The organism is Streptomyces sp. a15 (assembly GCF_059026085.1).
The window spans coordinates 66,009-86,071 of record NZ_JBWLKM010000035.1; the positions used below are offsets into that span (position 1 = coordinate 66,009).

Annotated in this window: 18 protein-coding genes and 1 pseudogene; 10 read left to right on the forward strand and 9 right to left on the reverse strand. The window is 70.1% G+C overall.

Features of this window, described 5'->3' with window-relative positions:
- Nucleotides 1–10 precede the first annotated feature (10 nt).
- Nucleotides 11–346, forward strand: a complete 336-nt coding sequence (locus tag AC5P09_RS29845; RefSeq protein ID WP_493876844.1) for a YnfA family protein — start codon at nt 11–13, stop codon at nt 344–346.
- Between the two features lie 22 nt (nt 347–368).
- Here AC5P09_RS29845 and AC5P09_RS29850 read toward each other — a convergent pair whose 3' ends face one another.
- Nucleotides 369–803 carry an ester cyclase gene (locus AC5P09_RS29850; RefSeq protein WP_493876845.1) on the reverse strand — a complete coding sequence of 145 codons (435 nt, stop codon included), beginning with the start codon at nt 801–803 and terminating at the stop codon, nt 369–371.
- A 152-nt stretch (nt 804–955) separates the two neighbouring features.
- On the opposite strand from AC5P09_RS29850, the gene AC5P09_RS29855 reads away from it, so the two are divergent.
- Nucleotides 956–1,732 carry an SDR family NAD(P)-dependent oxidoreductase gene (locus AC5P09_RS29855; protein WP_307676564.1) on the forward strand — a complete coding sequence of 259 codons (777 nt, stop codon included), beginning with the start codon at nt 956–958 and terminating at the stop codon, nt 1,730–1,732.
- 99 nt (nt 1,733–1,831) lie between these two features.
- Here AC5P09_RS29855 and AC5P09_RS29860 read toward each other — a convergent pair whose 3' ends face one another.
- Nucleotides 1,832–3,025: an RtcB family protein gene (locus AC5P09_RS29860; RefSeq protein WP_493876846.1), complete on the reverse strand. Its 1,194-nt coding sequence runs from the start codon at nt 3,023–3,025 to the stop codon at nt 1,832–1,834.
- A 205-nt stretch (nt 3,026–3,230) separates the two neighbouring features.
- On the opposite strand from AC5P09_RS29860, the gene AC5P09_RS29865 reads away from it, so the two are divergent.
- The 3 genes from AC5P09_RS29865 to AC5P09_RS29875 all read left to right on the forward strand — a co-directional run bounded on the left by AC5P09_RS29865 (nt 3,231) and on the right by AC5P09_RS29875 (nt 6,529).
- A complete protein-coding gene (locus AC5P09_RS29865) occupies nt 3,231–4,103 on the forward strand; it encodes a DUF3558 domain-containing protein (protein WP_493876847.1) in 873 nt (290 codons plus the stop codon).
- A 118-nt stretch (nt 4,104–4,221) separates the two neighbouring features.
- The gene (locus AC5P09_RS29870; protein ID WP_493876848.1) at nt 4,222–5,121 is read left to right on the forward strand and encodes a DUF3558 domain-containing protein; all 900 of its coding nucleotides are present in this window, start codon (nt 4,222–4,224) and stop codon (nt 5,119–5,121) included.
- A gap of 103 nt (nt 5,122–5,224) precedes the next feature.
- Nucleotides 5,225–6,529 (forward strand): DUF2637 domain-containing protein, encoded by a 1,305-nt coding sequence (locus tag AC5P09_RS29875; RefSeq protein WP_493876849.1) that lies wholly within the window; start codon nt 5,225–5,227, stop codon nt 6,527–6,529.
- An 88-nt stretch (nt 6,530–6,617) separates the two neighbouring features.
- Here AC5P09_RS29875 and lysS read toward each other — a convergent pair whose 3' ends face one another.
- Nucleotides 6,618–8,357 (reverse strand): lysine--tRNA ligase, encoded by a 1,740-nt coding sequence (gene lysS, locus AC5P09_RS29880; RefSeq protein WP_493876850.1) that lies wholly within the window; start codon nt 8,355–8,357, stop codon nt 6,618–6,620.
- Between the two features lie 188 nt (nt 8,358–8,545).
- Here lysS and argS point away from each other — a divergent pair, with 188 nt between their 5' ends.
- A complete protein-coding gene (gene argS / locus AC5P09_RS29885) occupies nt 8,546–10,312 on the forward strand; it encodes an arginine--tRNA ligase (protein ID WP_493876851.1) in 1,767 nt (588 codons plus the stop codon).
- Nucleotides 10,313–10,375: 63 nt separating this feature from the next.
- Here argS and AC5P09_RS29890 read toward each other — a convergent pair whose 3' ends face one another.
- A complete protein-coding gene (locus AC5P09_RS29890; protein WP_493876852.1) occupies nt 10,376–10,825 on the reverse strand; it encodes a peptidoglycan-binding domain-containing protein in 450 nt (149 codons plus the stop codon).
- A 316-nt stretch (nt 10,826–11,141) separates the two neighbouring features.
- On the opposite strand from AC5P09_RS29890, the gene AC5P09_RS29895 reads away from it, so the two are divergent.
- From AC5P09_RS29895 to AC5P09_RS29905, 3 genes and pseudogenes are all read left to right on the forward strand, one after another.
- Nucleotides 11,142–11,942, forward strand: a complete 801-nt coding sequence (locus AC5P09_RS29895) for a peptidoglycan-binding protein (RefSeq protein WP_493876853.1) — start codon at nt 11,142–11,144, stop codon at nt 11,940–11,942.
- Nucleotides 11,943–12,013: 71 nt separating this feature from the next.
- Nucleotides 12,014–12,631: pseudogene (locus AC5P09_RS29900) on the forward strand (helix-turn-helix domain-containing protein); the annotation flags it as partial.
- A 282-nt stretch (nt 12,632–12,913) separates the two neighbouring features.
- On the forward strand, nt 12,914–13,777 hold the full coding sequence (locus AC5P09_RS29905; protein ID WP_493876867.1) for a DUF4253 domain-containing protein: 864 nt from the start codon (nt 12,914–12,916) through the stop codon (nt 13,775–13,777).
- A 15-nt stretch (nt 13,778–13,792) separates the two neighbouring features.
- Here AC5P09_RS29905 and AC5P09_RS29910 read toward each other — a convergent pair whose 3' ends face one another.
- The 3 genes from AC5P09_RS29910 to AC5P09_RS29920 all read right to left on the reverse strand — a co-directional run bounded on the left by AC5P09_RS29910 (nt 13,793) and on the right by AC5P09_RS29920 (nt 16,957).
- Nucleotides 13,793–14,638, reverse strand: a complete 846-nt coding sequence (locus tag AC5P09_RS29910) for an arylamine N-acetyltransferase family protein (RefSeq protein ID WP_493876854.1) — start codon at nt 14,636–14,638, stop codon at nt 13,793–13,795.
- Between the two features lie 72 nt (nt 14,639–14,710).
- Entirely contained in the window at nt 14,711–15,922 is a 1,212-nt protein-coding gene (locus tag AC5P09_RS29915; protein ID WP_493876855.1) for an aminotransferase-like domain-containing protein, read from the reverse strand.
- 132 nt (nt 15,923–16,054) lie between these two features.
- Nucleotides 16,055–16,957: an SAM-dependent methyltransferase gene (locus AC5P09_RS29920; protein ID WP_493876856.1), complete on the reverse strand. Its 903-nt coding sequence runs from the start codon at nt 16,955–16,957 to the stop codon at nt 16,055–16,057.
- Between the two features lie 257 nt (nt 16,958–17,214).
- On the opposite strand from AC5P09_RS29920, the gene AC5P09_RS29925 reads away from it, so the two are divergent.
- On the forward strand, nt 17,215–17,364 hold the full coding sequence (locus AC5P09_RS29925; protein ID WP_307676551.1) for a hypothetical protein: 150 nt from the start codon (nt 17,215–17,217) through the stop codon (nt 17,362–17,364).
- 78 nt (nt 17,365–17,442) lie between these two features.
- Here AC5P09_RS29925 and AC5P09_RS29930 read toward each other — a convergent pair whose 3' ends face one another.
- Both AC5P09_RS29930 and hemB read right to left on the reverse strand, forming a co-directional pair.
- Nucleotides 17,443–17,799, reverse strand: coding sequence for a DUF805 domain-containing protein (locus AC5P09_RS29930; protein WP_493876857.1), 357 nt, complete (start codon nt 17,797–17,799; stop codon nt 17,443–17,445).
- A 335-nt stretch (nt 17,800–18,134) separates the two neighbouring features.
- On the reverse strand, nt 18,135–19,127 hold the full coding sequence (gene hemB / locus AC5P09_RS29935; RefSeq protein ID WP_266435618.1) for a porphobilinogen synthase: 993 nt from the start codon (nt 19,125–19,127) through the stop codon (nt 18,135–18,137).
- Between the last annotated feature and the right edge of the window lie 936 nt (nt 19,128–20,063).

Here is a 20,063-nt window from a genome sequence, read left to right on the forward strand (position 1 = left end):
GCTGGACCGCATGCTCATCCTCCGCTCCGCCGCCCTCTTCGTCGTCGCCGCGCTCTTCGAGATCGGCGGCGCGTGGCTGGTCTGGCAGGGCGTACGTGAGCACCGCGGCCTGCTGTGGATCGGCGCGGGCGTCCTGGCTCTCGGCGCGTACGGCTTCGTCGCCACGCTCCAGCCCGACGCGAACTTCGGCCGCATCCTCGCCGCGTACGGCGGTGTCTTCGTCGCCGGTTCCCTGGTCTGGGGCATGGCCGCGGACGGCTACCGCCCGGACCGCTGGGACGTCACGGGCGCGCTGATCTGCCTCGCGGGCATGGCGGTGATCATGTACGTGCCGCGGGGCCACTGAGCGTACGTACGGCAGGGACCGCTCAGGCCGGCTCTTCGGGCAGCAGCCCCAGCTGCCCCAGGAAGTCCATCTCGTCGAAGTAGAGCCGGTAGTCGACGATCTTGCCGTCCGCCACGGTGGCGATGTCCACCCCGCGGATCCTGATCTCCTTCTGGGTCGGCGGGAGCGTCTCCCCGTTGGGCAGTTGCAGCGGCCCGGTGTTCCGGCCGCTGAAGATCCCCTCGTCGATGGCCGTGTCACCGGCCTCGTACGCGTGCAACGTCTCGAACGTGGCCTCGGGGACCGCCTCCGTCATCTGCCGCCAGTACTCGACGATGCCGTCGCGACCGCGGATCTGCCCCTCGTCGGAGGTGAAGGCGACCGCGTCGTCGGCATAGAGCTCGGCGATGACCTTCAGATCCGGGTGCGAGGTCAGCGCGTCCGTGAGCCGGTCCATGACCTCACGTGCCTGTCCCATCGATCCACCTCCTGAACCGCGGATCACCCACCTCATTGTCCCACCGGGACCGCGCCGGGGCAGACCGGAGAACGAGACCACAAACCACCCGGTTGCCCCACGCACTTAAGCTGGCCGGGAAGGTCCGTCACGCACCGTCCGAGGAGCAGCCCATGGCCACCGCCGCACCGTCCGCCGCCTCCCGCATCGCCGTCGTCACCGGTGCGAGCAGCGGAATCGGCGCCGCCACGGCACGCCGCCTCGCCGAGGCCGGCTACCGCGTCGTCCTGACCGCCCGCCGCAAGGACCGTATCGAGGCGCTGGCGGAGGAGCTCACCGCGGCCGGCCACCAGGCGACGGCGTACGCCCTCGACGTCACGGACCGCGCCGCGGTGGACGAGTTCGCGACCGCCTTCAAGTCGATCGGCGTCCTGGTCAACAACGCCGGCGGAGCCCTCGGCGCCGACCCGGTGGCCACCGGCGACCCGGCCGACTGGCGCTCGATGTACGAGACGAACGTCATCGGCACCCTCAACCTCACCCAGGCCCTCCTCCCCAAGCTGGACGCGAGCGGCGACGGCACGATCGTCGTCGTCTCCTCGACCGCCGGCCACGGCACCTACGAGGGCGGCGCGGGCTACGTCGCCGCCAAGCACGGCGCCCACGTCCTCGCCGAGACCCTCCGCCTCGAAATCGTCGGCCGCCCCGTCCGCGTCATCGAGATCGCCCCCGGCATGGTCAAGACGGACGAGTTCGCCCTCACCCGCTTCGCCGGCGACAAGGAGAGGGCGGAGAAGGTCTACGAAGGCGTGGCGGAACCCCTCACGGCCGACGACGTGGCCGACACCATCGCCTGGACGGTCACCCGCCCCAGCCACGTCAACATCGACCTCCTGGTCGTCCGCCCCCGCGCCCAGGCCTCGAACACAAAGGTCCACCGGGACCTCTGATGCGTGGCGTTCGTGATGATCTACGCGGTGACGCACGCACCGAAATAGGTGACACAAAGGGGCCCGAGTCTCCTCGGGCCCCCTTCACACGGCCGGCCGTCAGCCCTTCACGCACACGACCTGCTTCAGCTTCGCCACGACCTCCACCAGGTCTCGCTGCTGATCGATGACCTGCTCGATCGGCTTGTACGCGCCCGGGATCTCGTCCACGACACCGGAGTCCTTACGGCACTCCACGCCCCGCGTCTGCTCCTCCAGGTCCTTCGTCGAGAAGCGACGCTTCGCCGCGTTCCGGCTCATGCGCCGACCCGCGCCGTGCGAGGCCGAGTTGAAGGCCTTCTCGTTCCCGAGGCCCTTCACGATGTACGAACCCGTGCCCATCGAACCCGGGATGATCCCGAAGTCGCCGGAACCCGCGCGGATCGCGCCCTTGCGGGTGACGAGGAGGTCCATGCCGTCGTAACGCTCCTCGGCCACGTAGTTGTGATGCGCGCTGATCTCCGGCTCGAAGGTCGGCTTCGCCTTCTTGAACTCCTTGCGGATCACGTCCTTGAGGAGCGCCATCATGATCGTGCGGTTGTACTTGGCGTACTCCTGCGCCCAGAACAGATCGTTGCGGTACGCCGCCATCTGCGGGGTGTCCGCGATGAAGACGGCGAGGTCGCGGTCGATCAGCCCCTGGTTGTGCGGGAGCTTCTGGGCGATGCCGATGTGGTGCTCGGCCAGTTCCTTGCCGATGTTCCGGGAACCGGAGTGGAGCATCAGCCAGACAGAACCGGTCGTATCCGTGCACACTTCGACAAAGTGGTTGCCGGATCCGAGCGTTCCCATCTGCTTTCCAGCCCGCTCGTGACGGAACTTGACCGCCTCCGCAACCCCGTCGAACCGCCCCCAGAAGTCGTCCCAGCCACCGGTCGCGAACCCGTGCAGCCGCCCCGGATCGACGGGACTGTCATGCATCCCCCGCCCCACCGGAATGGCCTGCTCGATCTTCGACCGCAGCCGCGACAGATCCCCCGGCAGATCGTTCGCCGTGAGCGAGGTCTTCACCGCCGACATCCCGCACCCGATGTCCACCCCCACCGCCGCAGGACACACAGCCCCCCGCATCGCGATGACCGAGCCGACCGTCGCGCCCTTCCCGTAATGCACGTCGGGCATCACGGCGAGCCCCTCGATCCACGGCAGGGTCGCCACGTTCCGCAGCTGCTGGAGCGCGCCCTCCTCGACCGTCGCCGGGTCGGCCCACATGCGGATGGGTACCTTCGCGCCCGGCATTTCCACGTACGACATATCGTCCTCATTCCCCCGGAATCACAACAGAAGTCCTGAATCGCAAAACCGGCGCCAAGGTCGACGTAAGGGACAACGGACCGGCGTCGACGGCCATGCGTGCGATACACATTGTCTCCAGGGCAGGCCCCCGTGCGGCAAGCGATTAACCAGCGGGGACACTGAAGTACCCGGCAACAAAGCCATCGTCGAGAGGAGCCTGACCGTGCAGCGGAAGGCGTACGTACCCGGCGTCGCCGCGCTCCTCGCGGCCCTGCTGGCCGGCTGCACCGGCAGCTCGGGAGACGGCGGTACGACGGACGACGCGAACCCCGGTCAGGCCGGCACGGCGTCCGCCGCGGCCCAGCCGGGCAAGTACCGCGTCCTCCCGGAACCCTGCGGCGCGGTCGGCCGGGGCACCCTCGACTCGCTGCTGCCCGGCATCAAGCAGCTCACGGACGAGGAGCAGCGGGAGAACGCGTACGCGGGCGAGGCCACGCTCACCTACGACACCGACCGCAAGGTCGGCTGCCGCTGGAAGGTGGAGTCCACGGACGCCACCGACCATCTGCTCGTCGACTTCGAGCGAGTGGTGTCGTACGACACCGCGGTGAGCGACGACACCGAGGCACAGCAGCTCTTCGGGACGAAGGAGGAGGCGGCCGACCTTCCCGAGGCGGCGAGCCCCAGCGCCGCGTCCGACGTCGAGACCGGCGAGACCGGTGACACGAGCACCGGCAGCCCCACCGCCACCCCGACCGACGCCGCCTCCGCGTCCGCCTCCCCCTCCTCGACGGCCTCGCCCTCGCCCTCGGATTCGACCTCCCCCTCCTCCACGACCTCGGCCACCCCGACCGATCTCCAGCCCCGTCTTCTCGACGATCTGGGCGACGAGGCGTTCCTGGACGACGCGTTGGGCAGTTCCGGTTCGACGGCCCAGCAGCGCACGGTGACTGTGGCGTTCCGCACGTCGAACGTGATCGTGACGATCGAGTACGCGGAGCAGCCGACGACGATCGGCGTGCCCCCGGACAGCAAGGAAATGCAGGACAAGGCCCGGAAACTGGCCGCCCAGCTGGCGGAGGCACTGGCCGGGTAACCCCCCTTCACAGGCCCCTCACGCCCGCGCACAAAGCGGCGGAAGCGAGACCGCGCAACTCCCTCACCGCGTACCGTGGCCCCTCGGACCAGATCCGACGGCAGGAACCACAAGCGTCATGAGTGAAGGAACCATGCAGCGACCAGCACAGGCAGACCAGCGTGACGAGCGAGACCAGCGCGATCGGCGGGCCAAGCGCCTTGGCCGCGTCCTTGTCTGCGCGGCCGCCGTCCCCGTGATGCTGATCGCCGCCGGCTGCTCCTCGGACTCCGATTCCGGCTCCGACGACACCGGCGGCAAGAGCGCGGACACCGCCGCGTCGGCCTCGGCGAGCGCTTCGCCGACCGTGCAGGCGGCGGCGTACCAGTCGCTCCCGAAGGCATGCGGGGTGTTCTCGAAGAAGACCTTGGGCGAACTGGTGCCGAAGGCGCCGAAGTCGGGCAAGGAGAGCACTTCGGACGACAAGTCGGCCCGCGCCAGCTGCTCCTGGAGCAGCCTCGACAACAACGGCGTGAAGGGCTCCCAGTTCCGCTGGCTGAACGTCTCCCTGCTCCGCTTCGACTCGGACACCTCGCGCGGTGCGGGCGACGCGCAGGCGCAGACGTACTACGAGACGCAGGTCCAGGACGCCCAGGCGGTGGACGGCGCGAAGAGCGTGAAGTCACAGCCGGTGTCCGGGACGGGCGACGCGGCGACGACGGTGACGTACGACCTGAAGAAGAAGGAAGGGTCCTTCAAGCAGCAGACGATCGTCGCACGCGTCGAGAACGTCGTCCTCACCCTCGACTACAACGGCGCGGGCCTCGCCGGCGAGAAGACCCCGAGCGCGGCGACCCTGACGAAGCTCGCGGAGAAGGCCGCCAAGGAGGCGGTGGCGGCGGTGTCGTCGGCGAACGGCGAGGGATCCGGCGCGGGTACGGGCTCGAGCCCCTCCGCCTCGAAGTCCCCGTCGAAGTCCCCCTCGAAGTCCCCGTCGGCCTCGGCTTCTCCGTCCAAGTCGGCTGTCAAGAAGAGCTGACGAAGGTCTCAACCAGGGCGGCCGAAACCTACCGGCCGCCCGTACGCCGCACACATGTGCCACTCTGTTGCGCGCAACAACACGCACGGGGAGGGGAGTACGGGTGGCCGCGCCCATTCAGCTCACACGGACGCACCGGATTCTCATCGGCGTGGTCGTCGCCGGTGCCGTGGTCATCGCGGGCATCGGCTTCGCCGGTTCGTATGCGGCGGTCCGTGAACTGGCCCTCAAGAAGGGCTTCGGGAACTTCAGTTACGTCTTCCCGATCGGCATCGACGCGGGCATCTGCGTCCTGCTCGCCCTCGATCTGCTCCTGACCTGGATCCGGATCCCGTTCCCTCTGCTCCGCCAGACGGCGTGGCTGCTGACGGCGGCGACGATCGCCTTCAACGGTGCGGCGGCCTGGCCGGATCCGCTCGGTGTGGGCATGCACGCGGTGATCCCGGTGCTGTTCGTGGTCTCCGTGGAGGCGGCCCGGCACGCGATCGGCCGCATGGCCGACATCACGGCCGACAAGCACATGGAGGGAGTCCGCCTCACCCGCTGGCTCCTGTCCCCCGGGCCCACGTTCCTCCTCTGGCGCCGCATGAAGCTGTGGGAGCTCCGCTCCTACGAACAGGTCATCAAGCTGGAGCAGGAACGTCTCGTCTACCAGGCCCGCCTCCGCTCCCGCTTCGGCCGGTCCTGGCGCCGCAAGGCCCCGGTGGAGTCCCTGATGCCCCTGAGGCTGGCCAAGTACGGCGTCCCGCTGGCCCGCACCGCTCCGGCGGGCCTGGCGGCAGCGGGCATCGAACCGGCCCTGCTGCCCCCGGCGCCGGTGGAGGCACAGGCCCAGGCACCGGCACTCGCTCCCCAACAGGAGCTGGCACCGGCCCCCGCGTCACAGGAGCAGCAACAGCAACCGCAACCACAACAGCAGACACAACAGCAGGCAGAGCCGCTCGACCAGTCGCCCGAGGATGACCAGAACCCCTGGTTCCAGTCGCCTCACGAGGTCGCGTACCAGGGCGGCTACGACCCGACGTACGACCCGTCGGAGCAGTACGCCGAGTGGTACGCGCAGCAGCAGCATGCCGAGCAGTACCGGGACCAGTACCAGGAGGAGCCCCCGGCCCAGGAGCCCTCCCCCGAGGAGACGGGTTCCTTCCCCATTCCGGTGGGCCCGGGCCGCAGCCGCGAGCTGGGCGAGGGCGGCGGCACCCCGATCGCCGAGCCGGACGAGGAGTCGTACTACCAGATATTCAAGCAGTCGTCGATGAGCGGCAGCGGTTACCCGACGCCGAGCCAGTTCAGCTACGACGTGGAGGCGACCTACGGCGCCCCCATCCCGGACTCCGAGGCCAAGCGCATGGTCATGCGCTTCCAGAAGCGCCACGCGGCGGAACTGGAAGAGGACCACATCGCGTAGGTGCAACAACGCCCAGGTGAAACAACGCGAAGGTGAAACAACAAGAGGCCCTCTGACGAGGGCCTCTTGTCCGTGTCCTGTCCGCGTCCTACTCCCCGAGCAGGGCCCGCACCCGCTCCTGCCCCACCGCGAGCAGCAGCGTGGGCAGGCGCGGACCGGTGTCGCGCCCGACCAGCAGGTGGTACAGCAGGGCGAAGAAGGACCGCTGGGCGGTCTTGATCTCCGCGGGCAGTTCCTTCGGCGTCGCGTCCGCCGGGAACCCGGCCTGGACCTTGGGCACGCCGTACACCAGGTGGGTCAGTCCGTCGAGCGACCAGTGCGAGGCCAGGCCGTCGAGGAGCAGCCGCAGCGAGCCCTGTGCCTGCTCGTCGAGGGACTTCAGCAGCTCGACGTCGGGTTCCTCCCGCACGATGGTCCGCTGGTCGGCGGGCACGTGCGTGTTGATCCACGCCTCGGCCTTGTCGTACCGCGGCCGGGCCTCGTCGAGGGAGCCGAGCGGGTCGGACGGGTCGAGCTCCGACAGGATCCGCAGGGCCTGGTCCGCGTGCCCGGCGGTGATGTCGGCGACGGAGGCCAGGGTCCGGTACGGCAGCGGCCGGGCCGTACGCGGCAGTTCACCGCCCGCGGTCCGCACCGCACGGGAGTGCGCGGCCACGTCGCCCGGGAGAGCGGAGCCGTCCGTGACCTTCGCGTCCAGCTTGTCCCACTCGTCGTAGAGCCGCTGGATCTCCTGGTCGAAGGCGATCTTGAAGGACTGGTTGGGCCGGCGCCGGGCGTACAGCCACCGCAGGAGCTGCGGCTCCATGATCTTCAGCGCGTCACCGGGGGTGGGCACGCCACCCTTCGAGGACGACATCTTCGCCATCCCGGAGATACCCACGAAGGCGTACATCGGCCCGATGGGCTGCTTCCCGCCGAAGATCCCGACGATCTGCCCGCCCACCTGGAACGACGACCCGGGAGACGAGTGGTCGACCCCGCTCGGCTCGAAGATCACGCCTTCGTACGCCCAGCGCATCGGCCAGTCGACCTTCCAGACCAGCTTGCCGCGGTTGAACTCGTTCAGCCGGACGGTCTCGGAGAAGCCGCAGGCGGTGCAGGTGTACGTCAGCTCGGTGCTGTCGTCGTCGTAGGCGGTGACGGTGGTGAGGTCCTTCTCGCAGTTGCCGCAGTAGGGCTTGTACGGGAAGTACCCGGCGGACCCGGAGCTGCCGTCGTCCTCGCTCGCGGCCCCCGAGCCCTCGGCGGCCTCCAGCTCGGCCGCGTCGACAGGCTTCTGCGACTGCTTGGCCGGGGCCTTCTTGGTCCGGTACTGGTCGAGGATCGCGTCGATGTCCCCGCGGTGCCTGATCGCGTGCAGGATCTGCTCGCGGTAGACGCCGGAGGTGTACTGCGCGGTCTGGCTGATCCCGTCGAACTCGACGCCGAGCTCGGCGAGCGACTCGACCATGGCGGCCTTGAAGTGCTCGGCCCAGTTCGGGTGGGCGGAGCCCTTGGGAGCCGGCACCGAGGTGAGCGGCTTGCCGATGTGCTCGGCCCAGGACGGGTCGACGCCGTCGACTCCGGCGGGCACCTTGCGGTACCGGTCGTAGTCGTCCCACGAGATCAGGTGCCGGACCTGGTGTCCCCGCCGCCGGATCTCGTCGGCGACGAGGTGCGGGGTCATGACCTCGCGGAGGTTCCCCAGGTGGATGGGTCCGGAGGGCGAGAGCCCGGACGCGACGACGACCGGTTTGCCCGGGGCCCGACGCTCCGACTCCTCGATGACCTCATCCGCGAAACGGGAGACCCAGTCGGTGGTCTCGGTGCTCTGAGCCACGATCGGCACGTCCTTCTTTCTCCGGGGCAGCCATACGGTCAACGGCTGACGCCCTCATTCTCCCAGCTCGGGCGGCAACCACGAAAACGCCTTTTCACACCCACCGCCACCACCCGGGCTCTCCGCAATAACCGCTTTACTCCCCATGGGATACTGGCCACGTCCATCAAGCCCACGAGGAGAACGGCTCCCACCCCATGGCCTCGGTCACGTCCCTCACCGATCTCGTCCAACAGCGCCTCGCCGACGCCCTCACTTCCGCCCTCGCGGAAGCCGACGGAGTCGACCCGCTGCTGCGCCGAAGCGACCGGGCGGACTTCCAGGCCAACGGGATCCTGGCTCTCGCGAAGAAGGCGAAGGCGAACCCGCGGGAGCTGGCGACGCAGGTCGTCACCGAGGTGGTCACCGGTGACGTGATCAAGGACATCGAGGTCTCGGGCCCCGGCTTCCTGAACATCACGCTCGCGGACAGCGCGATCACCGAGAACCTGGCCGCGCGGTACGCCGACCCCGACCGTCTCGGGGTCCCCTTCGCCGAGAACCCGGGCACGACGGTCGTCGACTACGCCCAGCCGAACGTGGCGAAGGAGATGCACGTCGGCCACCTGCGCTCCGCGGTGATCGGCGACGCGGTGGTCCAACTGCTGGAGTTCACCGGCGAGACGGTGGTGCGCAGGCACCACATCGGCGACTGGGGCACCCAGTTCGGCATGCTCATCCAGTACCTGGACGAGCACCCGCACGAGCTGGACCACAAGGACGCGCAGGTCAGCGGCGAGGAGGCGATGTCCAACCTCGACCACCTCTACAAGGCCGCGCGCAAGCACTTCGACTCCGACGAGGAGTTCAAGACCAGGGCCCGCCGCCGGGTGGTCGACCTCCAGGCCGGGGATGCGCACACCCTCGCCGTCTGGCAGAAGTTCGTGGACGAGTCGAAGATCTACTTCTTCTCCGTCTTCGAGAAGCTGGACATGGAGGTCCGGGACCCGGACATCGTCGGCGAGTCCGGCTACAACGACATGCTCGCGGAGACCTGCCGCCTCCTGGAGGAGTCCGGCGTCGCGGTCCGCTCCGAGGGCGCCCTCTGCGTCTTCTTCGACGACGTCAAGGGCCCGGACGGCAACCCGGTCCCCCTGATCGTCCAGAAGTCGGACGGCGGCTACGGCTACGCGGCGACGGACCTGTCCGCCATCCGCGACCGCGTCTTCAACCTGAAGGCGAACACCCTGGTCTACGTGGTCGACGCCCGCCAGTCACTGCACTTCAAGATGGTCTTCGAAACGGCTCGCCGGGCGGGCTGGCTCGGCGAAGACGTCAAGGCGCACCAGCTGGCCTTCGGCACCGTGCTCGGCAAGGACGGCAAGCCGTTCAAGACCCGTGAGGGCGAGACGGTGAAGCTGGTCGACCTCCTGGACGAGGCGATCGAGCGGGCGACGGCGGTCGTCCGGGAGAAGGACACGCTGGGCCAGTTGTCCGAGGCGGACATCGCCGAGCGCGGCACCCAGGTCGGCGTCGGCGCGGTGAAGTATGCGGACCTGTCGACGTCGGCCAACCGGGACTACAAGTTCGACCTGGACCAGATGGTCTCGCTGAACGGCGACACGTCCGTGTACCTCCAGTACGCGTACGCCCGTATCCGGTCGATCCTGCGCAAGGCCGGGGACGTACGTCCGTCCGCGCACCCGGAGCTCGAACTGGCCGAGGCGGAGCGGGCGTTGGGCCTGCACGTGGACGCGTTCGCCGAGACGGCGGCCGAAGCGGCGGCGGAGTACGCCCCGCACAAACTGGCGGCCTACCTCTACCAGCTGGCGTCGCTGTACACGACCTTCTACGACAAGTGCCCGGTCCTGAAGGCCGAGACGCCGCAGCACGTGGAGAACCGCCTCTTCCTCTGCGACATCACGGCCCGGACCCTGCACCGGGGCATGGCCCTGCTGGGAATCCGGACACCCGAGCGGCTCTGAGCGCCCGAAGAGACGCGCGCGGCCCGTCCTCTCCCCCGTGGGAGGACGGGCCGCGGCGTTCGCTCAGGCGCAGTAGTTGATCTCGTTGAAGTCCCAGAACGCGGCCTTGGTCGCCGGTCCGGCGACCCCGTCGACGGCAAGGTTGTAGTCGAAGATGTTCAGGTAGCGCTGCAGCGCCTTGATCGTGTTGGTGCCCACGACTCCGTCGACAGTGCCGGCGTTGAGGTCCAGGTCGTTGAACTTCCTCTGCGCCGCCTTCCAGCTGTTGGTGCCCAGCTGCCCGTCGATCGTGCCGGGGTTGTAACCCGTGTCGCGCAGCCAGCACTGCCAGCGCTGGGCCCGAGCCGTGTTCAGGCCAAGGTTGTTCACCGCGAGGACGGAGACCTCGGAGCTCACGGCCGGCTTCGCGTCCGGCGCCGCGAAGCTGGTACCCGCGGCCGCCACCGTTCCGGCCGCGAGTCCGACGACGGCGGTGAGGCTGATGGCGGTCCTCGTCAACACGTTCGGTCGCATGTTTCCCCCTTGGGGTCGTGGGACGGCACCTGACGTGCCGCCGGTCTGGCAACACGAGAGTGCTCAGTGGGCGGCACCGCCTGCCACAGGTGCCGCAGAAGTGACGCCCTCGCGGGACGCCCCGCCCGCTGACCTGCTGGGACGCCGTCCGCCGGGACGGTCCGGCGGGACGGCTGCGGCGGGCGGTGGCCGATTCCGTACCCGCGCGGGAACCACGCTCCGGTGCGGGCCGTGGATGGTGATGCAGAATGCGACGGGCGCAGGGGCCGCTGACCACGGCCACTGAGCACGGACCGGGAACGCGAGTGGGGGAGACATGTCGCGTTGGAAAGCGCTGCCCGCAGAACTGGATCCGCCTGTCCGGCAGTTGGTCGTGCAGTTGCGCCGGCTGAAGGATCACAGCGGGCTGAGCCTGCGGCAGCTGGCGGCGAAGACGGGGTACAGCCCGAAGTCGTGGGAACGCTATCTGGGCGGCAGATCGCTTCCGCCCCCGGAGGCCATGGAGGCGATGGCCCGGATCGGCGGTGACGATCCGACCCGGCTGCTCGCGTTGCACGAAGTCGCCGCCGAGGCCTGGGGGAACGCGCGCGAAGGCAAAGGCGGAGGCGCGTCCGCGCCGAAGGCGGTCGCGGCCGAGCCGGAGATCCGGTCGGCGGGGGCCGAGAGCACACCGTTTCCCGGCCGTTCGCTGCGCATCGCTCTCGTGGCGGGGACGGCGGCTCTGGTACTGGCCGTCTCCGCGGCGGTCCTCCTGCTGGTACGGCTCAACGGCGGCGGCGACGGCGAATTGGCGGCGTCCGCTCTTCCCTCGTCAGCCGCGTCGGCACCCCGGTCGCCGGCGGCGGCACCCACGTACACCTGCCGCCCGGAGCGGAGCGACGGCCGCTGGTACGCGGGCATCAGCCGCACCCGGGACGCCATCCTGGCGGACGGCCACGCCGGTCCGGAGGTGGCCGAGGCGCAGTGTCTGCTGCGCAGGGCGGGCGTGTCGCCGGGGGTCGTCGACGGGATCTTCGGTCCGCATACGGAACGTGCGGTCAAGCGCGTGCAGCAGCGGGAGGGGCTGGTCGTGGACGGCATCGTCGGACCGCACACGTGGGAGGTCCTGCGGGGATGACGACGCCGTCGCCCGAATGCGCCCGACTGGCCGCCGCGCTGCGGGAGGTGAAGGAGCAGACCGGCCTGAGCATGGCGGGCCTCGCCTCGAAGACCCCGTTCAGCAAGTCGTCCTGGGAGCGCTATCTCAACGGCAAGACGCTGCCGCCGCGCGAGGCGGTGCGGGAGCTGTGCCGGCTCGCCGGCGCACCGGAGGGACGGTGTCTGGCGCTGTGGGAGATCGCGGAGTCGGAATGGCGCGGGCGCGGGACGGGAGAGCCGCGTATGGAGGGGCGGTCTCCGGAGCTGAGGCCGTCCCCGACTCCGGCCCCGCCTCCACCTCCACCTCCACCTCCAGCTCCAGCTCCGCAGGAGGTGACGCGTGCCGGTCACAAGGGTCTGGCAGCCGTGGCGGTCCTCGCGTCGGTGTCCGCCGTGGCCGTCGGGGGCGTGGCGGTGGCCCTCTTCCTGCTGCCGGACCAGGATGTCGGATCCCGGTCGTCCGCGTCCCCGTCGTCGGCGTCCCCGCCCGCCACCGGGCCACGCTGCCGGGGAGCCGCCTGCGAGGGCAAGAGCCCGATGCACATGAAGTGCGGCGCGGGCCCGGACACTCTCGCGTCCCACCGCACGGCCACCGGTGCCTGGTTGGAACTGCGCCACAGCGAGGAGTGCGGGACCAGCTGGGCGCGGATGTGGGGCACACGGATCGGCGACCGGATCGAGATGACGGTGAGCAGTCGTGACGGCCGTGACGATCTCGGCAGTCGTGACGGTCCCGGAGATGGTGACGGTCGTGTCCGCAGCGCCGAGGTCGAGGACGACGTAGACGCGGAGGCCTACGTCTATACCCCCATGGCCGTGACCCGTCCCGGAGCCGTCGTCGAGGCCTGTTTCCAACCGGCGGCGGGTGGCAGGCGGGAGTGTTTCGACGGCAGCGTGGACCAGTCGGGGCGGCCGCCGCCGTTGTCAGTGGCTCCCCCTAAAGTCACCGGCATGGCGACACTTCCCAATCCCCTGCCGAGACTTGCGACCCTCGGTCTCCCCCTCCCGCCCGGACGCCTGGTCGACGAGACACCCGACGGCCCCTGGCACGAACCGCTGCTCTGGTACGCCGACCGGCCCTCGTCCCCCGGCGACTGGTCGGCGCTGGCGGCACCCGCCGCGCGGGCCGGCCTGCTGCCGGTGCTCGTGGACACGGAAGTCGTCCATGGCGGCGGCCCGGAGAGCTGGGCACTGCGGCCCGAGCTGATGTCGTATCCCGGGGACCACGACGCCGAGGAGGTGCTCGCGGAGTTCTGGGAGGAGCACCAGGAGGTGTACGAGGCGGAGTACGAGGAGGGCGCGCCCGGACCGGACTGGCCGGGGCTCGCCTCCGCCGGTCCCCCGGACGCCGGTCCGCCCGACGCCGGTCCGCCCGACGCCGATCCGCCCGACGCCGATCCGCCCGACGCCGATCCGGACGTGCGGGCGGCCGAGGTCGCCGACCTGGTGTGCGGCGGCGGGGCCGACGCCTTCCACCACCCGAGTCTCGCCCTGGTGCCGGCCCGCCGCTCCGCCGACATCCCGGCGGCGATCGGCTGGACCGGCCCACTGAACCACGACAACGACGTGGCCCGGCTCTGCGCTGTCCTGCGGTCCTGGGAGGACCGCTTCGGGATACGGGTGGTGGCGCTGACCTCCAGCGACCTGCTGGTGTCCGTCGCCGCCCCTCCCACCACTCCCGCCGAGGCGGAGGCGATCGCCGCCGAGCACCTCGCGTTCTGCCCGGACGCCATCTGGCAGACGGGCCCCGGCGACCTGGTCTCCTACGCCAAGGACCTCATCGGTCAGCGCTGCTGGTCCTTCTGGTGGGACTGACCGGCCACCGCCCCCTCACTCCGGCGGGGTCAGCAGCGTCATCCCCTCCGGAGCCACCACCCCGAACTCCGCCTCCAGTACCCGACGCGCCTCCGCCTCCTCCGTGACCTCCCGCTCCCTCACCGTGCCGTCGACCAGCGTCTCGGTGAGGAGGCGGCCGTGGAGAAGGAGATGGCGTTCGGCGGAAACCCGCTGCACGTACAGCCGTTGGGTGAAGGGCGAGCGCGGGTTGGTCCCGATGTGCCAGTTGATGACCTCGAAGTCGGGCGCCTCGAACGGCTCCAGGGTGAACGCGTACTGCTCGACCCAGGACGCGGCCTTCTCCTCGTACGCCTCGAGCACCCACATCTCCAACGGCCCCCGGTGCGCCACATGCACGAGCCGATGCCGCCGCTCCGCGTCCCGGACCTCGGCACCCACCACCAACGGCATGGGCTCCAGCAACGCCCCGATGGCCCCGAACCCGACGTCGGCCAGATACGGCGCCCGCTCCCCCGGCACCTCCACGAGCAGAGCCATGTGCGTACGCGGCCGGCTCTCCCTACGGTCCGCCCCCACGACGACGCGGGCGGCCAGCCGGGTCACCACCCGGAAGCCCAGCGCCTGAAGGGCCAGCGAGAACAGCGTGTTGTGCTCGTAGCAGTAGCCGCCGCGCCGGCTGTGGACCAACTTGGTCATGAGGTCGGCGGGTTCGAGTGAGGGCGCCAGGCGCCGCAGGGCATCCAGGTTCTCGAACGGGATGCCCCGCATGTGCGCGAGATGCACCCCCCTCAGCGTCGCCGCGTCGGCCCGCCGCTCCCCCTCCCACCCGATCCGCCCGAGATACGCGTCAAGGTCGAACTCCCCAGTGTCATCGGCCATGCCCTCACCGTATGCACACCGCTCAGCCCACGTCAGCGATCCACAGCAGTAGCCGCTCCCCCGCCTTTGGACCTAGTCCCCCAGAAGCCCGAACCCGGTCCCCAGCCTCCGCAGCCCCTCCCCGATCTCCGCCGGCGTCTGCGTGACGAAGCACAGCCGCAGCGTCGACCGGTCCGGCTCACCGGCATAGAAGGGCGCCCCCGGCACATAGGCCACGTCCTGCCGCACCACCCGCGCCAGCAGCTCGGTCGTGTCGTACGACGACGGCAGCCGGGCCCAGAGGAACATCCCGCCCTCGGGCCGGCTCCAGACCGATCCCTCCGGCAGCGCGTCCGCCAGCCCCGCGAGCATCGCGTCCCGCCGCTCCCGGTACACCCCGGCGACCCGCCGGACGTGGGCGTCCAGGTCCCGGTCGGCCAGATACCGTGCCGCGGCGAGCTGGTTGACCGTCGGCGTGTGCAGGTCGGCGGCCTGCTTGGCGACCGCGCAGGCCCGCCGCAGAGTGCCCGGCGCCCGCAGCCACCCCAGCCGCAGCCCCGGCGCCATGACCTTGGAGAAGGAGCCGAGCAGGACCGTACGGTCCTCGGCGCCCGGGTACGTGGCGATCCACGGCACCCGCTCGCCCTCGAACCGCAGCTCCCCGTACGGATCGTCCTCGACGATCCACAGCCCCCGCCGGGCGGCGACGGACGCGATCGCCGCCCGGCGCGCGGCCGGCAGCGTACGGCCCGTCGGATTCTGGAAGGTCGGCACGGTGTACAGCAGCTTGGGCCGCTCCCGCACGACCAGTTCCTCCAGCGCCGCCGGATCCAGCCCGTCTCCGTCCCCCGGCACCGCCACCACCCGCGCGCCCGCGAAGCCGAAGGCCTGAAGCACCGCCAGATAACAGGGACTTTCGACAAGAACCGTGTCCCCGGGCTCCACCAGCACGGTCGCGAGCAGGGACAGAGCCTGCTGCGAACCGGTGGTGACCAGCACGTCGTCGGCCTCGGTGGGCAGCCCCCGCACCGACATCCGCCCGGCCAGCGCACCCCGCAGCCCCGGCTCGCCCTCGGTCGTGGAGTACTGCAACGCCCGCTCGGGCGCCTCCGCGAGCACCGCCCGATAGGCCTCCGCGATCCCGTCCGCGTCGAACAGCTCCGGCGCCGGCAGCCCGCCCGCGAAGTTGATCACCTCGGGCCGGGCGGTGACGGCGAGGATGTCCCGTACGGCCGACCCACCGACCGCCCGGGCCCGCGCGGCGAGCGGCGGCGCGGGAACGACATCGGCCTCGGCAACGGTCATGGCGGCTCCTTCGACTGCGACGGACTGGAGAACAGCGACAGTGCCGCGCAGCCTAGGGAAATAAATGCCACCTACAAGCAGGTTTCCGCCATCCGGACGGCTACCCCCGCCGACGCTTCAGCCCCTCAACCCTCAGCCCTTGAGCCCGGTCGCCCCATACACATTGATGTCGTCGTCCGTCACGTCGTTGATGTCCCGGTAGCGGATCTTCTCGATGTCGTCGAGCCTCTCGAAGTCCTCCGGATCGATGGCCGGCGGAGCGGGCGCGGGATCCGGCTTCCACTGATGGACGGGGACGACACCGGGCTCGTCGAGCGTGATGCCCGGCGTCTCGGTGAAGAACCGCTCCACCTCGGCCTTGGTCCGGAACACGAAGGTGAACCCGCGCTCGGTGTACGTCCGTTGGACCGCCCGGGTCGGCTCCGGGTGCATCTCGTCGGTGAGATGGGTGAGCACGAGCCGGCTGCCGGAGGGCAGCGCGTCCACCAGACCGCGCACGACCGAGTAGGCCTCCCCGTCCTCGACGAAGTGCAGCAGCGCCACCAGACACAGGGCGATCGGCTCGTCGAAGTCGAGGGTCTTGGCGGCCTGTTCGAGGATCTGGCCCGGTTCGCGCATGTCGGCGTCGATGTAGTCCGTACGCCCCTCGGGCCCGCTCGTCAGCAGCGCTCGCGCGTGCGCGAGGACGACCGGGTCGTGGTCCACGTACACGACCCGGGAGTCGGGAATGACCCGCTGGGCGATCTGATGGACGTTCTCCGCGGTCGGCAGCCCGGTGCCGATGTCGAGGAACTGCCGGATGCCGTGGTCCGTGGCCATCCGCGTCACGGCGCGGCGCATGAAGTCGCGGTTGTGCCGCACGTCGAGGTAGCCGCGCGGATTGGCGGTCAGGGCGGCGGCCGCCGCCGCGCGGTCCATCGGGTAGTTGTCCTTGCCGCCGAGGAAGACGTCGTAGACACGGGCCGGGTGCGCCTTGGTGGTGTCGATCCTCCTTCTCAGCTCGGCGGGGTCCTGGCTGAGGGCGTCACCGGACATGGGCGTCTCCTCGGAGAGTCGGCGGTGGAACGGTCAACAACCTAACTCCCGGCGGCACTTGATGGTGCCCACCGGCACATTTCACAGAACCCGACCGTACGACGTCCCGCGCCACGTCCCTGGGAAGCAGCATCCCCGCAGGTCAGCCCACATCCCACGACCCCGGCGTCCCGAATCCCCCGCGAACCGTGGCACCGCCACCACTCACCCCGCACGCTGTTCCCACCGCCCCCCACCCACCACGGAGGCCGCCCAGCATGTCCGCCCGAACCCGCCACCGCCGCCGCCTCCTCGCCGCCACCGCCCTCACGCTCCTCGCGCTCGTGCTGACGGGCTGCGAGGACGGAACGGGCGTACGCGACGAGGGCCCGTCGACGCTGTCCCCCTCAGCGCACTCCACCCGCTGACCGGCCGGCCCCACTCAACGCGAAAGGCCGCCCGGAGAGCGGCCGGGCGGCCTCACGTCAAAGGGTCGGAACTCGGCGTCAGACGAGAACCGGCGCTTCCTTCGGGTTCGCACCGAACCTGTTCGCGCCGGACTCGCCGTTGCCGCACAGGAAGACCAGCATCACGATGGCGCCGACGAGCGGGACCAGACCGATGAAGATCCATGCACCGGCGCGGCCGGTGTCGTGCAGACGGCGCACGGTGACGGCGAGGCTCGGCAGCAGGATCGCGAGCCAGAAGACGACCGCGATCAGCGGCTGCTTGGTGACGGCGGCGATGATCGCGAACACGATGTAGAAGATGGACACGAACAGCGTGTACATCCAGTATTCCTTGCGACGCGCACGCCCGTTGAACACCGCGTACTTCTTCAACGCCTCGATGAACCAGCTCATTGCGTCCCCCCAGGGATCGACGTACCCAAGACCCCTCCGAACGGATCAGGCCAGGCGCAGAAGATATGGACACTGACGGGAACTCGTCAATTCGTTACGTCCGCCCAGTTCCGAGCCCCGAACCCAGCACCCGCCGCGGAGCAAGCGCTCTCCCCAGGGTCATTTTCCGGACAGACCCCCAGAAGCTCACCGCGAAAACCCGGAAACGCCACGGAAACACCACGGTTCACGCCCCCTGCGTTCCCCGGACCGAGTTCCGCCCGTAGCCGGACCGAGTTCGAACCGTTGCGTACGGTAGGCACCCGAGAGCGTCCCGTTCGCGTCCCGCCCCGCCGTCACAGCAGGCGCTGCGCGACCTCGGTGGCCCAGTAGGTGAGGATGTTCCGCGCCCCGGCCCGCTTGATGCCGGTGAGGCTCTCCAGAATCGCCCGGTCCCTGTCGATCCAGCCCTTCTCGGCGGCGGCCTCGATCATCGAGTACTCGCCGGAGATCTGATAGGCGGCGACCGGCACATCCACGGAGTCGGCCACCCGGGCCAGAATGTCCAGGTAGGGCCCGGCCGGCTTCACCATCACCATGTCGGCGCCCTCTTCAAGATCGAGCGCCAACTCCCTCAGCGACTCACGCGCGTTCGCCGGATCCTGCTGGTACGTCTTCCGGTCCCCCTTCAACGAGGACCCGACGGCCTCCCGGAAGGGCCCGTAGAACGCGGAGGCGTACTTGGCGGTGTACGCGAGGACGGCCACATCCTCCCGCCCGATCTGGTCAAGGGCATCCCGGATGACCCCGATCTGCCCGTCCATCATCCCGCTGGGACCCACCACATGGGCCCCGGCGTCGGCCTGGACCTGCGCCATCTCGGCGTACCGCTCAAGGGTCGCGTCATTGTCGACACGCCCTTCCGCGTCGAGCACCCCACAGTGCCCGTGATCGATCGTCTCATCGAGGCACAGGTCGGACATGACGAGCAGCTCATCGCCCACCTCGGCCCGCACATCACGGATCGCGACCTGCAGAATCCCGTCCGGGTCGGTCCCCGGCGTCCCCACCGCGTCCTTCTTCGACTCCTCCGGCACGCCGAACAGCATGATCCCGGAGATCCCCGCCGCGACCGCCTCCGCGGCGGCCTTCTTCAGCGTGTCCCGGGTGTGCTGCACCACCCCGGGCATCGCCGCGATCGGCACCGGCTCGGCAATGCCCTCGCGCACGAAAGCCGGAAGGATGAAGTCGGCAGGATGCAGCCGCGTCTCGGCGACCATCCTCCGCATGACGGGGGTGGTCCGCAGCCGCCGCGGCCGCGTGCCGGGAAAGGATCCGTACGTCGTCATACACCTACGCTACGCCCGCCCCAGCACCCCCTTTGCCGACGCCCCGTCGGCGCCCGGACGGTCTCCATTCACCCCAAGTTCCCAGTCACCCGGCACGGGCGCGGGCGTCCCTGGGGACTCCGCCCCCAGACCCCCGACCTATGCCCACCCGCCGCCCGACTCGGTGGGTCGAGGGACGGCCCTCACCCCTGGGGCTACGCCCCCAGGGGTGAGTGGGGGCTGGGGATGGTCTCCACCCACCGCCCGACTCGGTCGGCCAAGAGGCGAGCGCCACCCTGAAGGCTGCACCCCCAGAGGTGAGTGAGGGCTGGGGATGGCTTTACCCACCGCCCGACTCGGTTGGTTGAGAGATAACTGAGCTTGTCCTGGGGCTGCGCTCTCAGCCGGTGGGTGAGGGCTGCGGATGGCCTCCACCCGCCACCCGACTCGGTCGGCCGAGAGGCGAGCGCCACCCTGAAGGCTGCGCCCCCAGAGGTGAGTGAGGGCTGGGGATGGCTTTACCCACCGCCCGACTCGGTTGGTTGAGAGGTAACTGAGCTTGTCCTGGGGCTGCGCCCTCAGCCGGTGGGTGAGGGCTGCGGATGGCCTCCACCCACCGCCCGAATCGGTCGGTCGAAAGGTGGGCCTCACACCTGGGGCTACGCCCCCAAGAGTGGGTGGGGTTGGGGATGGCTTTACCCACCGCCCGACTCGGTCGGCCGAAAGGTGAGCGCCCCCTGGAGGCTGCCCCAGGCGGATCGCTCGGCGGGCCGAGAGGTGACGGTGGTCGGTCGGAAGGTGGACGCTCCCGCACTCGCGTACGGCGGCAAGGGGACGTGTCGGGGGGTGTCCGCCCGCAGCGGTTGGCGCGTCAACGCCGGCACCTCAACAGCCGACCGATTCCGCGCCGTTCCGAGGACGGACACCCCCCGGCGCGGCCCCGCCCCCCACACAACC

What these genes read in the sequence shown, in the direction of transcription:
- AC5P09_RS29845 (WP_493876844.1), top strand. Translation starts at nt 11, where the DNA reads ATGCTCATCCTCCGCTCCGCCGCCCTCTTCGTCGTCGCCGCGCTCTTC.
- AC5P09_RS29850 (WP_493876845.1), bottom strand. Translation starts at nt 803, where the DNA reads ATGGGACAGGCACGTGAGGTCATGGACCGGCTCACGGACGCGCTGACC.
- AC5P09_RS29855 (WP_307676564.1), top strand. Translation starts at nt 956, where the DNA reads ATGGCCACCGCCGCACCGTCCGCCGCCTCCCGCATCGCCGTCGTCACC.
- AC5P09_RS29860 (WP_493876846.1), bottom strand. Translation starts at nt 3,025, where the DNA reads ATGTCGTACGTGGAAATGCCGGGCGCGAAGGTACCCATCCGCATGTGG.
- AC5P09_RS29870 (WP_493876848.1), top strand. Translation starts at nt 4,222, where the DNA reads ATGAGTGAAGGAACCATGCAGCGACCAGCACAGGCAGACCAGCGTGAC.
- argS (WP_493876851.1), top strand. Translation starts at nt 8,546, where the DNA reads ATGGCCTCGGTCACGTCCCTCACCGATCTCGTCCAACAGCGCCTCGCC.
- AC5P09_RS29890 (WP_493876852.1), bottom strand. Translation starts at nt 10,825, where the DNA reads ATGCGACCGAACGTGTTGACGAGGACCGCCATCAGCCTCACCGCCGTC.
- AC5P09_RS29895 (WP_493876853.1), top strand. Translation starts at nt 11,142, where the DNA reads ATGTCGCGTTGGAAAGCGCTGCCCGCAGAACTGGATCCGCCTGTCCGG.
- AC5P09_RS29905 (WP_493876867.1), top strand. Translation starts at nt 12,914, where the DNA reads ATGGCGACACTTCCCAATCCCCTGCCGAGACTTGCGACCCTCGGTCTC.
- AC5P09_RS29910 (WP_493876854.1), bottom strand. Translation starts at nt 14,638, where the DNA reads ATGGCCGATGACACTGGGGAGTTCGACCTTGACGCGTATCTCGGGCGG.
- AC5P09_RS29915 (WP_493876855.1), bottom strand. Translation starts at nt 15,922, where the DNA reads ATGACCGTTGCCGAGGCCGATGTCGTTCCCGCGCCGCCGCTCGCCGCG.
- AC5P09_RS29920 (WP_493876856.1), bottom strand. Translation starts at nt 16,957, where the DNA reads ATGTCCGGTGACGCCCTCAGCCAGGACCCCGCCGAGCTGAGAAGGAGG.
- AC5P09_RS29925 (WP_307676551.1), top strand. Translation starts at nt 17,215, where the DNA reads ATGTCCGCCCGAACCCGCCACCGCCGCCGCCTCCTCGCCGCCACCGCC.
- AC5P09_RS29930 (WP_493876857.1), bottom strand. Translation starts at nt 17,799, where the DNA reads ATGAGCTGGTTCATCGAGGCGTTGAAGAAGTACGCGGTGTTCAACGGG.
- hemB (WP_266435618.1), bottom strand. Translation starts at nt 19,127, where the DNA reads ATGACGACGTACGGATCCTTTCCCGGCACGCGGCCGCGGCGGCTGCGG.